Annotated in this window: 16 protein-coding genes; 4 read left to right on the top strand and 12 right to left on the bottom strand. The window is 35.9% G+C overall.

Annotated elements, in window-relative coordinates; all coding sequences use genetic code 11:
* The first annotated feature begins 234 nt into the window (after positions 1 to 234).
* Positions 235 to 1,116 (top strand): SDR family oxidoreductase, encoded by an 882-nt coding sequence (locus QGN23_RS08725; protein ID WP_282903943.1) that lies wholly within the window; start codon positions 235 to 237, stop codon positions 1,114 to 1,116.
* A gap of 141 nt (positions 1,117 to 1,257) precedes the next feature.
* Entirely contained in the window at positions 1,258 to 1,611 is a 354-nt protein-coding gene (locus tag QGN23_RS08720) for a hypothetical protein (RefSeq protein ID WP_133438989.1), read from the top strand.
* A 295-nt stretch (positions 1,612 to 1,906) separates the two neighbouring features.
* Here QGN23_RS08720 and QGN23_RS08715 read toward each other — a convergent pair whose 3' ends face one another.
* From QGN23_RS08715 to QGN23_RS08690, 6 genes are all read right to left on the bottom strand, one after another.
* Positions 1,907 to 2,494, bottom strand: a complete 588-nt coding sequence (locus tag QGN23_RS08715; RefSeq protein ID WP_282903942.1) for a serine acetyltransferase — start codon at positions 2,492 to 2,494, stop codon at positions 1,907 to 1,909.
* On the bottom strand, positions 2,484 to 3,647 hold the full coding sequence (locus QGN23_RS08710; RefSeq protein ID WP_282903941.1) for a glycosyltransferase: 1,164 nt from the start codon (positions 3,645 to 3,647) through the stop codon (positions 2,484 to 2,486). Before QGN23_RS08710 ends, QGN23_RS08715 begins: the two co-directional genes overlap by 11 nt.
* Before the next feature lie 4 nt (positions 3,648 to 3,651).
* Entirely contained in the window at positions 3,652 to 4,212 is a 561-nt protein-coding gene (locus QGN23_RS08705; protein WP_282903940.1) for an acyltransferase, read from the bottom strand.
* A 241-nt stretch (positions 4,213 to 4,453) separates the two neighbouring features.
* Positions 4,454 to 5,593, bottom strand: coding sequence for a glycosyltransferase (locus tag QGN23_RS08700; RefSeq protein WP_282903939.1), 1,140 nt, complete (start codon positions 5,591 to 5,593; stop codon positions 4,454 to 4,456).
* 5 nt (positions 5,594 to 5,598) lie between these two features.
* Positions 5,599 to 6,618: a glycosyltransferase family protein gene (locus QGN23_RS08695; RefSeq protein WP_282903938.1), complete on the bottom strand. Its 1,020-nt coding sequence runs from the start codon at positions 6,616 to 6,618 to the stop codon at positions 5,599 to 5,601.
* Between the two features lie 105 nt (positions 6,619 to 6,723).
* A complete protein-coding gene (locus QGN23_RS08690; protein ID WP_282903937.1) occupies positions 6,724 to 7,545 on the bottom strand; it encodes a glycosyltransferase family 2 protein in 822 nt (273 codons plus the stop codon).
* A gap of 105 nt (positions 7,546 to 7,650) precedes the next feature.
* Between QGN23_RS08690 and QGN23_RS08685 the strand changes: the two genes are divergently transcribed.
* Entirely contained in the window at positions 7,651 to 8,646 is a 996-nt protein-coding gene (locus QGN23_RS08685) for a glycosyltransferase family 2 protein (protein ID WP_282903936.1), read from the top strand.
* Between the two features lie 14 nt (positions 8,647 to 8,660).
* Here QGN23_RS08685 and QGN23_RS08680 read toward each other — a convergent pair whose 3' ends face one another.
* Complete coding sequence (locus QGN23_RS08680; RefSeq protein ID WP_282903935.1) at positions 8,661 to 9,776, bottom strand: glycosyltransferase; 1,116 nt, start codon at positions 9,774 to 9,776, stop codon at positions 8,661 to 8,663.
* A gap of 111 nt (positions 9,777 to 9,887) precedes the next feature.
* Between QGN23_RS08680 and QGN23_RS08675 the strand changes: the two genes are divergently transcribed.
* Positions 9,888 to 10,739, top strand: a complete 852-nt coding sequence (locus QGN23_RS08675; protein WP_282903934.1) for a glycosyltransferase family A protein — start codon at positions 9,888 to 9,890, stop codon at positions 10,737 to 10,739.
* Here QGN23_RS08675 and QGN23_RS08670 read toward each other — a convergent pair.
* The 5 genes from QGN23_RS08670 to QGN23_RS08650 are packed head-to-tail and all read right to left on the bottom strand — an operon-like array spanning position 10,729 to position 15,325.
* On the bottom strand, positions 10,729 to 11,889 hold the full coding sequence (locus tag QGN23_RS08670; RefSeq protein WP_282903933.1) for a glycosyltransferase family 4 protein: 1,161 nt from the start codon (positions 11,887 to 11,889) through the stop codon (positions 10,729 to 10,731). The two genes, QGN23_RS08675 and QGN23_RS08670, sit on opposite strands and share 11 nt — an antisense overlap.
* A gap of 27 nt (positions 11,890 to 11,916) precedes the next feature.
* Positions 11,917 to 12,801: a glycosyltransferase gene (locus QGN23_RS08665; RefSeq protein WP_282903932.1), complete on the bottom strand. Its 885-nt coding sequence runs from the start codon at positions 12,799 to 12,801 to the stop codon at positions 11,917 to 11,919.
* Positions 12,802 to 12,804: 3 nt separating this feature from the next.
* Complete coding sequence (locus QGN23_RS08660) at positions 12,805 to 13,635, bottom strand: glycosyltransferase (RefSeq protein ID WP_282903931.1); 831 nt, start codon at positions 13,633 to 13,635, stop codon at positions 12,805 to 12,807.
* Positions 13,635 to 14,486 (bottom strand): glycosyltransferase family 2 protein, encoded by an 852-nt coding sequence (locus QGN23_RS08655; RefSeq protein ID WP_282903930.1) that lies wholly within the window; start codon positions 14,484 to 14,486, stop codon positions 13,635 to 13,637. Before QGN23_RS08655 ends, QGN23_RS08660 begins: the two co-directional genes overlap by 1 nt.
* On the bottom strand, positions 14,486 to 15,325 hold the full coding sequence (locus QGN23_RS08650; protein ID WP_282903929.1) for an FkbM family methyltransferase: 840 nt from the start codon (positions 15,323 to 15,325) through the stop codon (positions 14,486 to 14,488). The genes QGN23_RS08655 and QGN23_RS08650 overlap by 1 nt, the downstream gene beginning before the upstream one ends.

The raw sequence follows: 15,325 nt of genomic DNA, 5'->3' as shown, positions 1-15,325 counted from the left end.
TCAGTCCGGGGCGCAGATTCCGCGGTTTTTCAAAGCCCGTTTCCAAAACCAGGTTTACGTTCCACGACTTTCGATATTTCGCAAAGCGCTGTTAGAGCTTCAAGCTCTAACAGCGCTTTACCAACATTCTTTTCGGTGCCCGCTTCGTTCGCGCCTAAAACCTTTTATCCTCCGCATAATTGTTCGTAACTTTCTTCCGGCAATTTCTCTTAAATTTACAAAAACAATAAAATTATGAACTTATACACTCAGCCGATGCTCAAAGAAGATGCATTAAAAGATAAAGTAGCAGTCGTAACCGGCGGCGGAAGCGGACTTGGAAAAGCAATGACCAAATATTTCCTTCAGTTAGGAGCCAAAGTAGTGATTACATCAAGAAATTTAGAAAAACTCCAGGCCACTGCAAAAGAACTCGAAGATGAAACCGGCGGAAAAGTATTGTGTGTGGCGTGTGACGTCAGAAACTGGGAGGAGGTTGAAGCCATGAAAGATGCTGCTGTGAAAGAATTCGGGCAAATCGATATTCTTTTAAATAACGCGGCCGGAAATTTCATTTCACCTACCGAGCGGTTAACGCACTCCGCATTCGATTCCATTTTGGATATTGTTTTGAAAGGAACAAAAAACTGCACCCTTTCCATCGGAAAATACTGGATCGATAACAAAATCCCGGGAACCGTTTTAAATATTGTCACAACTTATGCCTGGACAGGTTCTGCGTACGTTGTTCCGTCCGCTTGTGCAAAAGCCGGGGTTTTGGCTATGACCAGAAGTTTAGCGGTAGAATGGGCCAAATACGGAATCCGTTTCAATGCTATTGCACCAGGACCATTTCCAACCAAAGGCGCTTGGGATAGATTACTGCCCGGAAACTTGCAGGAAAAATTCGATATGCGCAAAAAAGTTCCGTTGAGAAGAGTGGGAGAGCATCAGGAATTAGCGAATCTGGCGGCCTATCTGGTTTCAGATTATTCCGCTTATATGAACGGTGAGGTCGTAACCATCGATGGTGGCGAATGGTTGCAGGGAGCCGGAGAATTCAATATGCTCGAAGAAATTCCGCAGGAAATGTGGGATATGTTGGAGGCGATGATTAAAGCGAAAAAATCAAATTAGCAATGTTTTGGAGGGTAATTTAAGTTTTATAACCATATAAAATATCTTTTTTAAAGTTGTTTTTGTGTAGTTTTAACATTGTTATTTGTGGTTAAAGGCTTTTTATAAAGAAAATAAATTTTAAATCAAATGATTATGAGAATGTCAATTATCCTGGTTGTTGTGTTGCTAGCCCTTTCGAGTTGTTATTCTTACCGTAATTTTCAGAATATACCAACAGAAAGTGGAGGGATTTATAAGATAACAGATGAACATAAAAGAATTAGTAAAATACAGCTTATTGAAATTAGGCAGGATTCGCTGGTTGTTTTAAAAAACAGTAAACAGTTTACCATCGCAAATAGCGAATTTACCAACCCGAAAAAACGAAAGTTTTCAGCTGCTAAAACAGCTGCTTTATATGTTGGAGGTTCGGTTGTAGTGGGAACCGTTATCATTGCGGCAGTTTTAGGAAATGCGTTTAAACATATGGGGACTATTCAGTCGCCACCTTAAGTTCTGCAATAAATGCAGTTAGTTAGCAAAGGAATAGATAAGTTAAACCCATCATTTGTAACAATGTTGGGTTTTTTTTAAACCTATTATCAAAATCACTCACATGAATCTTAAGCTTTTCAAACCACTAGTTGCCCTGGCGGTTGTAGTTTCTCTGAATTTCTCTGCACAAAATGACGCGCCAAAGTACAGTTGTACTTAAGCATTTAAACCATATTTCTATTTAAATGATGGTATAGAAACCGCTCTGCAAGCGGATAGCTTGGTCACCATTATTGACTTGTGGTGAAAAATTCTAGGAAATTTTGTTATTGATATAGCCGGATGTGGCGTTTTCTTTCATTGAAAAAGTGGCGGGATTTCCTATTACAACTGAGTTTGTTGGCACATCGAAATTTACATAAGCGTTCGGAGCAATCAGAACATTATTGCCGATTTTGATGTTCCCAACAATCACAGCATTGGGACCGATCCAGACTTCGTTTCCGATTTCGGGGACGCCTTCATTTTTACCGCGGTTCGCCTGCGCAATCGTAACGCCTTGAGCAATATTGCAGTTTTTGCCGATTTTCACTTTCGGATTGATGACCAAAGTTCCCCAGTGACCAAGATATAATCCTTCGCCGATTTGGGTTTCCGGATAGATTTGGAAGCCATATTTAATTTGATAATGTCTTAAAATCAAACGCCAGATTTTCCCTAAAAAAGTATTTTTCGGATATTTTTGGGTAGTTCTTAAAAGATAAATAAAATGCAGATTGGGGCTGAAACATTTCATCCAAATTTGAAATGTAGAAAGCCATTTTCCGCTTTCGCGATAGAAATCTTTTTGAAGGGTAGTTTTTTCAGACATTAGAACAAAGATAAAAGATTTATAATTCATCCATAATTTTGATGATCGCATTGACCGAATTTTCTAAGTTGAAAGGCATTTCATAATTTTCCAGTTGTGCAGAATACGCCTTAAAATCTTCAGGGTTCTGAAGCGCTTTTTTCATACCTTCATAAATTCCGTCTTCTGAATTTTCTACGATTAATCCGAGTTTTCCGTCTTCCAACATCTCCCGGACACCGGAAACGTCTGTCGCAATAATTTTCTTTTTTAAAGTAATGGCTTCCAACAAAACCGTCGGGAAACCTTCATATCTCGAGCTTAAAATATAATAATCAGCCTCTTTAAAATAAGGATAAGGATTATCGGTAAACCCCAAAAGAGTAGCGGTTTCACAAACGCCTAGTTCTTCTTTTAGTTTTTTGATGTTTTCAAAATCATAACCATCGCCCAGAATGAGAATTTTGTGGCTAAATCCTTCATCCAATAGTCGTTTGTGAACTTTCAGCAACCGGTCAAATCCTTTTTGAGGGAAAACTGTTCCGACTGAAAGGAAAACCGGTGCTTTTTTTTCAGTTTCTTCTTCCTGCTTCCAACTTCCAACTGCTGATTTTACCAAAATTTCCTCTGTATCCAGTGGGTTGTAGATTCTTACAATTTTCTGTTTTTCTTTTGCTGTCGTCGCTAAATTTTCGAAATCGTGCTGTATTTTTTCGGAAATGACCATTATTTTATCGAATGAGAAAAACTTCCGGATTTCTTGATCGGTATAATGATGGAATTCGGTTTTCTTTAAATCATTATGAATCCAAATCATTTTTTTGGAAGATTTCAGGGGTGAATTCAGTATTTCGTCCCGCATTCCATGGATGGCTGCAAACTCAATATCGTATTTTTTCTTTTTTAAAATAAACTGGTAAAGCAGTTTTGGAAACCTTTTCAAAACCTTTTGATATGCAACACGGAATGCTTTCACCGGTAAATCCTGAAGTCGGTTGGTGGTAATCATTTCGCCTTTATTCAGATACAAAACAGTAATCCAGCTTGGGACTTCGGCGAGATATTTTCCCGAATATAAATTTAATAAAAGATCGATCTCATATTTATCTTTTGGCAGATTTTTCAGGAAAGTCACCAATACTTTTTCTGCGCCACCGTGACGGAGAGAGCCAATTCTGATGAGGATTTTCTTTTTTGCAACCACAGAATTATTTTACTGGTTTGTACGTATGCGGTAAATTTTCTTTAATATAAGCATCTAAATTTGGACGGATTTTTTCCAGTTCTCTCGGATAAATCACGTTGTTTTTTAAGGCTTTATCGCCGTATTCTTCAACAGTACAAATGAATTTTGCAGGAACTCCGGCAAAAACCGAGTTGGGTGGAGTTGATGAATTCAAAACTGAACCGGCTCCCAAAATACAATTGTCGCCCATTTCAACACCGGGAAGAATGGTGCAGTTATTTCCAATGAAACAGTTTTTGCCAATTTTTATCCGACCGAAATTTCTGGCATCCCGGTATTTTTCCATAGAACGAATCACATACATTGCGCCATCGTGATTGATGAAAGTACAGTTTGCAGTAATTTTTGTGCGGTTACCGATTTCTATTAAATACGGTTCTGACCCAAATTTTGGCGCTTCGATAAAAATTACGTCTTCTCCGACTTTCAATCCGCGGGATTTGCAGATTTCGATGTATGCTTTGTCGCGAAGTCTTTTAAAGACGTCTTCAACTTTTAGAATAATTCGGTAGAGTAAATTCATCTGCTGGTTTTTTGCTGCCATAGCAAATATACTGAGTTTTTTTGTGAGAATATACTTTGGAAATTTTGGAAAACATAGGTTTAAATGTACGCTTTATGAAATTCTTACAAGATGGCCATCGAAAATATTAATACGAAAATGCTTTGATGAGAAAATTGAAAACTTTAGGATATTTACGGGAAAAACCGAACTTATTTAAATAATAATTCGTGATAAGTACTATGAATAGGGCAACTTATGATTATTTAAAAAGATCATTTAATTGATCATAAGTGTTTTGATTTCTTTTGATAATTTTTTGTTTAGAATTGCTGTTCTCAGTAATAGACTTTTTCTCATTTAAAACTTTTTTCATTGCGGTGTAAACATTCTCAGCTCCAGGTGAAAATAATGCCCCGTTATCCTCAGATGCTATAATTTCAGGAATTCCTCCGACATTGGTAGATAAAACGTAAGTGTCCAGCAACAGTGCTTCTGCGACTACAAGGCCGTAACCTTCACTATAAGATGGTAAAATAAAACTGGATGCTGTTTTTATATAAAAATAGGGATTTTGTTGATAGCCACCCAAAATAAAACTATCTGCCACGTTATTATCTTGAATTATTTTTTCTAATTCCACTCGCTGATTTCCCTCACCAATTAACAACGTTTTAATAGGATATCCTTCTTTTATGAGACGAATGTGTGCTGACAGCAAATCCTTAAAACCTTTTTGATGAAACAATCTGCCAACAGAAACGAAATCAATTTTACCGAAATCCTGTTGAGTCTGCTGTGATTTTTCCAGGATTTCATTTATTGGCATTAGATTATAAATAACCTGTGAATTATTTAAAACAACGCCCCAAGTCTTTTCGATACTGTTTTTAGAAAAGTGAGAAACAAAAACACCTGTATCAAATTGCGTCATTTGCTGCACGAACCGGTTGTTTTCTGCAACGGTAAAACCGGAATTTCTTAAATCACCATGAAACCAAAATATCTTTTTACTTTTCAGATTCGGACTGTTCAAAATATCATCAAACATATAATGACTGAATGCTACTTCAAAATCTAAATTTAAAAGTTGATGTTTTCTGTAAAATGCTTTTGGATTTTTTTGAAACCGAAAATACTTTAATCTTCGCGAACTCTTTTGCAATAGATAGATAGTTGTGTTTTTAGAGAAATTTTGGGTGCCTTTTCCAATACTCAAAACCCTTATTCCTTCAGGAACTCTATCCAGAAAATCGCCCTGTTTATAATTTAACAATAAAGTAATTTCATACTTTGACTGATCCAGATGATTTAAAATGGCAAGCAATACATTCTCGATTCCGCCCATCTCCAATGAACGGTGGCGAAATAAAATTTTCTTTTTAGGTATCTTTTGTTCCATTCGGTTTAGTCTACGATCGCCCCTAAGCTTCGGTATAAATCTTTAAATTGTGCAACCCACTTTTGAAATTCTTCGATATTGATTTTCTTATCTAAAAATTTCTCAAAGTAACTTAAACTGAAATCCTGCGGGAAATTTTGCATCACATCAAAAGATTCATTAAGCCAAGCTTCGTTTATTAAGTGATTAAAGTAATTGACATCAAAATCAAAATCAGATTTGTGGTAAGAGTTCGTTGCCGATGACTGAAAGGTTGTTTTCATACATTCTTCCCGGATCATCGCAACCATGTTGAGATTCTTTTTATGTTCATGAAACCAAACCGCCGCATTTCGCAACTGCATTTTCTCGTCGACTCTTCCGTGCACGTCTTTCCAAACGTATAACCAATAGTCTTTTTGCCAGACTCCCATCAAAATAGAATTCAGTTGCCAATATTTTTGTTGGGTAAGGTGGTCTACTAAACCCAAGCGATAAAGGAGTGAGAAAAATTTGAATTTATTGTGCATAAACAAATCCATCACCCAACGGTTGGAAGTGAATAGTTTCTTCGGATAGGAACGGTTTAAATGTTCTGATATCGCCGATGTATCCAGTTCTTTAAAAGCATCTGTATTTCCATGCCAGCCCAGTTTTACCAAAGCCATTTCATGATTTTTCATCTGAGTGGTTATTTCCTCAAGATCAACTGGCTTTGTAAACCAAACATCATCTTCGGTGACCAAAACGAAATCGGTCGCATTTTTTACGGCATCGATCCACAATTGAGTGGGAATCTGAAAACCATCTATTTCTTTTCCGGTTTCTAAGTTTTCTTGAACGATCTTAACTTTTTGATGATATTGCCCGGATCGTTGAATGTTGACTTCTGGATATTTCGCTTTGATTTTATTCAAATATTTTTCTGGCGTTCCATCATCCAGGATATTCACTTTATAATTTCCCTTCACAAATCGATGAATGCTGGCTAAACAACGGTCCAGATAAAACGGGCGGTTAAAGGATTTGATGAGGATGGTTATCATTTGTGATGATGAATATTTATGCGAATATAATTAATAAAAGTGCATTTTTACGCGATAATCAATACCGGACGGCAGGTATTTGCTTTAAGTTAAAATGAAAAATGATCACTGTAAAAGCGCGGTTATTTTTCTTTTCACTTTAGCGGCAAATGTGTTTTCTTTTTCAAATATAATTTTTGATAAATCACTATTTTCTGTTAAAATAATATTTCCAATTTTTGTAATATTCCTTCTTTTACAAGCCTCCTTCAACATCTCATTCCAGCTTTTGTGAACTTTTTCCGTTTTGGATTTGTTCTGGGAAATTCCTTTATCGTGTAATCTGTAAAAATATAAGGGTTTAGGGATATAAACCAAATCACCAACTTCGTACATTTTTAAATACAGATCAAAATCTTCAGAAGCTGTAAGATTTGGATTGATGCCAGCGGTTTTAAGGTAGGATTCTTTCCGGAAAGTGAAAAAATGGGAAATTTCATTATTAATGTTAAAGAAAAGTGGCTTTCCATTGATCACCTTTTTGGTTCTTGCGTACACCTTTTGTGGACGAAGCATGTTATCACATAACATGATTTGTGAATAAGTTCCTACAATTTTGGGATTGGCCAGATAACCTTTAATACTTAATTCCAATGCGTCTTCGGTTACAGCATCGTCAGGATCTATGAAACCGCAAATTTCGCCACTGGCCATTTCTACACATTTTCTTTTCGTAAAGCCAACGCCTTTGTTTGTTTCATTTTCGAAAATTTTCACTCTCGGATCTTCAGCGGTATACGTTTTTATCTTTTCTAAAGAATTATCGGTGGAGTAATCATCAACAATGATGATTTCGAAATTTTGATAGGTTTGGTTCAGAACGCTTTTATAGAAATCTTTAAAATATTCAAAATTATTATAATGCGCTACAAGTATGGAGAATAACATATAAAATTTTTAAATACAGCAGATCTGCCGGTGTTTCCTTTTTTTTTCAACATTTCAAAGATATGAATTTACGAATTATTAAGTATTTTTGAAAAAATGAAATTGATGAATCCTTTAGTCACCATATCCATACCACTTTATAAGTGTGTCGATTTTCTGGAAAGATGTCTGGATTCAGTTCTGGCACAGACTTACTCTAATATCGAAGTGACTTTGATCAATGACAATACTCCTGATAAAAGCGTACAGATTGCAGAGGATTTTATTGCAGAACACCAACTTGAAACATGGAAAATTATTCATTTAGAAAGAAATTCGGGTTTATCAGTTGTAAGAAACAAAGGGATTGATACCGCAAAGGGAAGGTATCTGTTTTTTTTGGACAGTGATGATACCATCACGCCAGATTGCATCATGAAACTGGTAGAGGTTGGAGAACGTACCGGAGCAGAAATGGTCGTTTCGCAAATCGAATGTGAGCAGTTTAAAACTGGACATAAACATTTCTGCATGGGCCAGTTGAATCACTTAGAAACCATCTTCGGAAATGCGCAGGTATTTGAAGCATTTGCGGAGGGTAAAATATTGAGTTCAGCGGTCAATAAACTATTTATTGTAAGTTATTTGCAGAAGGAAAAAATTTACTTCGTGCCCGGGTTATTCGCCCAAGATGAACTTTGGACCTTTCAGCTCACTTTAAAAATAAATTCAGTGGCTTTTCAAAAGGATATTACCTACACTTATTATTTACATGATAAGTCCGTAATCCATAACCGTGATAAGCGAAACTTTGATAATTGGTTTACCATCGGCCGGTACATCGATGATGAGTATAAGAAGGAAACGGACAGGGCCCGGAAAAATTTAATTCTTAAGTATTTGATTCATTACAAATCCTTAACGCTTCAGATGAATTGGAAGGCACAGAAAAATGAAGAACTTTGGAAAGAGAGTTATACGAACTATAAAATGCTTTCAAGCCTTTCTTTGCGCGATTATTTATCACGAGACTATTCCAGTGGTTCGAAGAAATTGAATTTATTCAATCAACTTCCTACTGAGTTAGGATTTATGGTTTTTAAATGGCGTTATGAACGGTAAATAAAGTCAGGCTTCTAATCTAATTTCTGCAACACTTTTCTAATTTTGGCAATATTCTTCTCATTGCTCATCATCTCTAAATAATCCTTTTTAATTCTTTTTGAAAAGCCCTCCAAAATATCTCGATTATCGTAAAGATAAATTATTGCGTTGGCCATTTCATCAATATCACGATTGATAAAAAGGCCGTTAACTTTATCTTGAATCACCATCGATGGCAGTCCAATAAACGTGGAAACCGAAGGAATATCTGAAAGACTCGCTTCACAAAACATCGTAGGAGCGCCGTCGCCACTCGAGGCAATTACGGCAAGATCCACATCGTTATAGAATTCGATCATTTCTTCGTAAGATGCATTGAAAGAAGTTTTTAACCGAACTTTTCTGCCGGTTTCCAGAACTTTTTTTACAGCAGGTTCGATAACTTCAAAAAAACCTTTCACCTCACGGTGCGGATTTCCGGTCCAGCCTAAGGTAAATACTTCAGTTTTGATTTTAGTTCTACCAAAGAATTCTTCTTTATAAATGCCCAAAGCGAACTCTAAATTTTCAGTATATTCCTGATATGCACGAATGAGATTGTCATTGGCAAGCAAAAGAAAATCGTATGACTTTAAATATTTATTAAAAAACTCTTCCCGAGAAAGCGAATTGACGTGAGTTTTAGTTTTTAAATCGTTTTCGGGTCCGAGATGAGGAAAGGAATCATTGAAAATCCCAATCAGATTTTTTCGGCCTTTAAATGGAATTTCCGCAACGTACTGAAAAAAATACGCCATCGAAACCAGATAATCGAAATTTAAGATTTCAACCTTCTTTGTCTCATCACTAAAAGGCGTTACGAGCGATTTTGTATATTTTGGAAAAGAGTAATTTCCGGAAGAATCGATAAACTGAACTTTTTTATTATGATTGGAAAATGTTCGGTGTAGTTTAAAGCGGATTTTAGAAATGGTATTCAGAAGAGTAATCTTAATCCGACTCATTTTCGGCAGTTCTTTGATACGGTAAATGTCATTACAAACATAATAACAGTCGTATTCATCGGCCAATTTTGAAGACCATGATTTTACCATAAAATAGAAAGCCCAATCTTTTATATCGACTTCAAAAAGTATTTTTTTCTTCATTAATGGAAATTATGCTGAAAGTTACAATTTTTAGGCATAATGGTGTTTTAGGAGTTAATTTTAATGATTCGTAATATTTTTATGTAATTTTGGCTTAATTACAAAACACAGATGTTATTTACTGTTTTTACCCCAACTTACAATCGAAGTCACTTGCTCAACCGGCTTTTTCAAAGTTTATCGAAACAAACCGTTCGTAATTTTGAATGGCTGATTATTGACGACGGTTCTACTGATAAAACAGAAGAAGTGGTTACTCAATTTATTTCGCAAGCCGATTTTCCGGTTCGATATATTAAACAAAAAAATCAGGGAAAGCATATTGCCATTAATACCGCTTTGGAAAAGGCAGTCGGGAAATGGTATTTACCGATTGACAGCGATGATTTTGTCATAAATAACTGTCTTGAAGTTTGCGGAGAACTGGCGCTCGAAACGGATAATAATGAATTTGGAGGCTTTACTTTTATTCATGCTCCAGAAGAAATGTACGGTAAGGAATTTCAAAATGGCGTAAAAAAATGGACGGAGTATAACAGCTATCAATGGGATTTTGCCGGGGAAATGGTTTATGTTTTGAAAATGGAAGTGATCAGAAAATATCCATTTCCTGTTTTTGAGAATGAGAAGTTTTGCCAGGAAAGCGTACAGCTCATTCCGATTATTAAAAACCATAAGATTCTTTTTACAGATTATATTTTAGCTTTCGGGGAATATCTGGAAGATGGTTTAAGTCAAAATCTGTATCAGCGTTTATTGGATAATCCGAATTATGCGATGTTCGCTTTTAAAACGAAACTGATGGTTGCAAAATTTTGGGAAGAGAAAATGCAGTTGACGAAAAACTATTGGGATATTGCGCTGAAGACCAATCAACCGATTTTTAAAACCTTTCTGAATTTCCCGTTTTTATTAAATCTGAATTATTTTAAAGACCGAATTCTGGAAAAACTTAAAGTTTAGTTTTAGTTTTTTTTAAAAGAAATTCTATAATTTGAGCGATTTTCTCACCCCAAACCGTCCAGTTCAATTCATTCTCATATTGAGTTCTCGCATTATAAGAAAGTGTTTTTATCTTTTCCGGATCACGAAGTAAGAGCTCAATTGCATCAGCATATTGTTCAGCCTTTGCTTGTAAAGGTAAAAGAATTCCGGTTTTTCCAGATTCTACAACTGCGCTCACGCCGCCTGTATCGGTGGAGATTACAGGCAAGCCGTAACTCGCTGCTTCACAAAAAGAAATCGGTGTGCAATCTGCTCTTGTCGGCATGAACATAAAATGAGAATTTTGCAGAAAATCAAAAATCTGTTGTGCTTCCTGCGGATTATTTTTGTTTAAAAAAGGAATCACATTCATCGCTTCAGGATCTGAAACAGGCGGAGTGCATCCCACAACCTGAAGTTTTACAGGATAATTTCTTTCCCGTAAAATTTTGATGGTATCTAAAGCGATTTGACCGCCTTTCCGTTCCCATTCAACACCTAAAAAAAGGAACGTGATTTCGCCGTGATACTCTTTTTCTGAAATTTTTTCCGGCGCGGTAGAATTTGACCCGAATTTAATCACACTGACTTTCTCCGCTGGAACCTTATAGAAATTCACCGAATGTTTTGCCGCCCAACTTGACGAAAACACCAGCGCATCAGCTTTTTGAAATGCTGATTTTTCTAAAAATACGGTGGTCTTTTTTGATAGCCAGCCAAATCCGCTCATGCCGCCGTAATAATTTAAAAGTTGGTGAAAAGTAGCGTCATTCAAATAAAGAATTGGTTTTTTTGTTTTCAAAAAAGCAATATCAGCAATGGTCGTTGGGGCAAAGATCAGATCTGCATCGGATTTTTTTAAATTTTTCTGAAGTTTTCGGGAAGCTGAAAAAGCTTTCAGGATAAAATGATTGCGGTTGAATCCGCGGTTAAATATTTTTTTATGAAGATTTTCAACGGTCAGAAAAAGCTGAGATTCTAAAGAGGTGAATCGGTTTACGGGAATCCATTCTACTTCAAAACCCTGCGCCAAAAAAGCTTGGTACATTTGATAAATAGTTCCCGACCAGATTTTCTTATCGGTTGGTGAACCACTGCAAAGAAATGCGATTTTGGTTTTTTTTGTCATTTTTAGAATAATAGAAAATGATAGCAGTTACTTTTTTAACCAGGAATAAATAAAGATTCGGTTCCGCAAAAGCCAAGGTAGAAATTTTAAAGCAAGGAGCAATTTATTCTCCTTTAATAATTGAGTAAAATTAAGTTCTGATCTTGCGAAAATTTGCCAGTCAGATGATTTTTTAATTTCTCCGCCGTAATATTTACCGATAATCTCATCCAGTTTATTGTGCTTCAAATCACGTTTAAAATTGATTTTGCCAGCAGAAAGTCCGGCTTCATGTCTTCTGTATGCTGACATTTTATTTGGAATTCCCCGAAGTTTGCCGACAGTTGAGGCGGCTAAAAACAAAACCGTATCGAAATATTGTAGATCTGATTTCTGCAAAGTGGCTTTTTTGGCTTCAGACTGTAAAACTTCTGCACGCATCATCACTGTGGCGGTATGCACGATCCAGTGTTTGTAAATTTCTGCCGCCGAATATTCCCGGTCTTCAACTTTAGAAAATAAGGTTCCATTAATTCTTACATCATCAGAAATATTCACTGCAGTGTGGAAGCAAAGACTGTAATCTGGATTGGAGCGAAGGAAATCTAATTGGATCTGAAGTTTTTCCTGATCAGTCCAATAATCATCACCTTCGCAAAAAGCCAAATAGGCACCAGTTACTTTTCCAAGGGCAAAATAGAAATTGGACGTAGCTCCAATATTTTGATCGTGTTGAAAAAATTTCACCTCAAAATTTTCGGGAACGGAACGGATGATTTCATGAATAACCTGTGAGGTTTCGTCGGTCGAATGGTCGTCGCAAATAATCAATTCTACTTGTGAATCTATCTTTTGCATAAAAATCCCCGCCAGATTTTTCCGGATAAATTTTGCGTGGTTGTAGGTGAGTATAATGATGGAGATTTTGGTCATGATTTAACTTAAAATTTCCTTTAAAATTATTTTGTATGATGTGATCAATCCTCGCAAACCAATTTTAGAAAATTTTGAATATTTCAGCAATAAGAATATTATATTTTTTTTTGGGAAATCAAATTCTTTAAGGTAGGCGAAAAACTTCAGGAAAGAATAAAGTTCCTTTTTCTTAATGACTAATTGGGTGTTAGGAACAGTATAGAATTGGCGACAAAAAATCATTTTATCCATCCAGTCCTTATCTAATGTTTGCACCGCGTATGAAAAATGTGCTATTTTAATTTTTGAAGTTACCATATTTTGATAGTAATGAGCTACATTAATAGAAAATTCAATATCGTACGCATGATATCCGGAAAGATGTTCATTAAATTTAAACTTTTCAAAAACGGTTATGGTAGTTGCCATAAATACACCGTCTATGACCGTTACTTTTTTATCTTCAAGAAGATTATAATCACCGATTAATTTTCCGTGTTCATATTGGGTATAGTGGCTGAAGTTGTTTTCATATAAATCCCACCATGCAAACGGGACATTAGGCACGTAATCGCTCCCTAAAACGCCGATAATTCCAGCGTTTTTCTGTTTTAGACTTTCAATCAGAACAATACCCCAATTCTTTGTCCGAAATTCTACGTCTTCGTGAAGAAATAACAGATTATCATAAATTGCAGCTGATGCTCCTTTGTTATAAGCTTCAAAAATTCCCATAAGATTTGGATTATCAATCTTAATCAATTCGTAAGGTATACCGCAGGTTTCGGCGATATTCTTTTCCAGAGCTGTAAATAGTGCAGGCTGGTAGGATGAGACAATAATAGATAGCATCAGATTGGCATTTTTCCCCTGATATTTTTCAGCAAAGGGAATTTGTTGTAGTAATAACCGAGTATCGCACGGCGGCTAAGATATATAAAGAATTTTTTGATAATAATATCATTTAGCTTTTCGTGCTCATTCACATGCTTTTGCCAGTTTCGAATGGTCGTTTGATCTGGGTGGACACGAAATTTTACTAGTTTTTGTGCGGTTATAACTAATTTGTACTTTTCTAGCAGCCTTAAATTATATTCCAAATCCAATAGCTGCTTAAGTTTTCTATTGTGTTCACCCGTTCGGAGGAAGGCTTTTTTGCTGACAAAGCTGGCAACCGGTTCTCCGGCAAAATTGCGACTTAAATATCCCCGATCCGAACTTAAATATTTGAGATCTTCTTTTTTGAAGGTGTAATAATCATTGAAGTTTAGAAAAATATCCTTTTGCAAATCTGCGATTACTGACAGATGAGATATGTCCGTACCCAATTCATCTATTATTGTACGTTTGCAGAAAAAAACCTCCTCGCCGGTCTGCTTGTGAAGCTTAATAAATTCTTCCAGACAATTTGGTTCTAAGATATCGTCCTGAAATAAAAATTTGATCCACTTTCCATTTGCTTTATCAATGCAGTTATCCCAATTAGCGCCAATTCCGGCCGGTTGGTGAGAATAAATAAAGACGGGGAATGGACTCGAATTTTTAAAATCTTCAGCAATTTGAAGCGTTTCATCAGCAGATTCGTCATCCGAAATAATGACTTCAATGTTTTTATACGTTTGCCATGACACCGAGTCGAGAGCTTCCTGAAGAAAGCGCGCGCCATTGTAGGTCGGGATGCAAATGGAAACCAGTTTGTTCATTATATTCTTCTACAAAAAATGTTAAGTTGCATGTCAAATGATATAGGCGATTCTTGTATAAATGGGTATTGCACGAGCTCGATGTTAGCATTTTCAATGTAGTATCTAAAACCGACTTTTGAAATCAATTCCAAAATATTGTGCAGATTTTGGGCGTCATCTTTCATTCCGTGATATTCCAAAAACAAATGCTTCACGTTGCAGAGTTCTTTTTCTATGTCAAAAATCAATACATTTTCTGCACCTTCAATATCTATTTTAAGGAAATCTACAGGTTCTTGCAGATGTTTTTTTAAATCGATCGCCTGTACTTTGATGATGTTGTTTTTTTTGCCAAAATCAACGACCGATGATCCGGCTAAAGCACCTTCCGAGAAAAAAGAAAGTTCAGTATCCTCTGTCCAGACTGCCTGTTTATTGATAACAACATCGTTAAGTTTATAGTTTACGTGAATGTTTTCCTTTAAAATATTAAATATTTTTTCGTCCGGTTCGAATGCTAAAATTCTTGATTGAGGGAAAAGCTTTTTAAAATACAGAATGCTCAAACCAATATTTGCCCCGCAGTCTATAATATAAGGGTTTTCTGTATTTGATTCAAATCTGTAGACTTCTTCTTCGAAAAGTTCTTCTACGGAATGAATAAATGATGGACCATGAGAGAATCGGAATGTTCTCCCAAAAAAAACAGCTTCGCCTTCAGTAAATTCAGGATAATGCAGTGCTTTATTCTTTTCAAAAGGAGAAAGTCCTGTTTTAGAATTTTCTATAAACAGAATATTTTCTTTATAGCGCTCATTTTTATAGAGCTGGTGTAATTTTTTTAATTTTTTAATCAT

Origin of the sequence: Chryseobacterium gotjawalense (assembly GCF_030012525.1) — a bacterium.
In the GTDB taxonomy this organism is placed as follows: domain Bacteria; phylum Bacteroidota; class Bacteroidia; order Flavobacteriales; family Weeksellaceae; genus Kaistella; species Kaistella gotjawalense.
The sequence above is the reverse complement of the archived record's forward strand: the minus strand, read 5'-3'. Positions and strand labels throughout refer to the sequence as shown.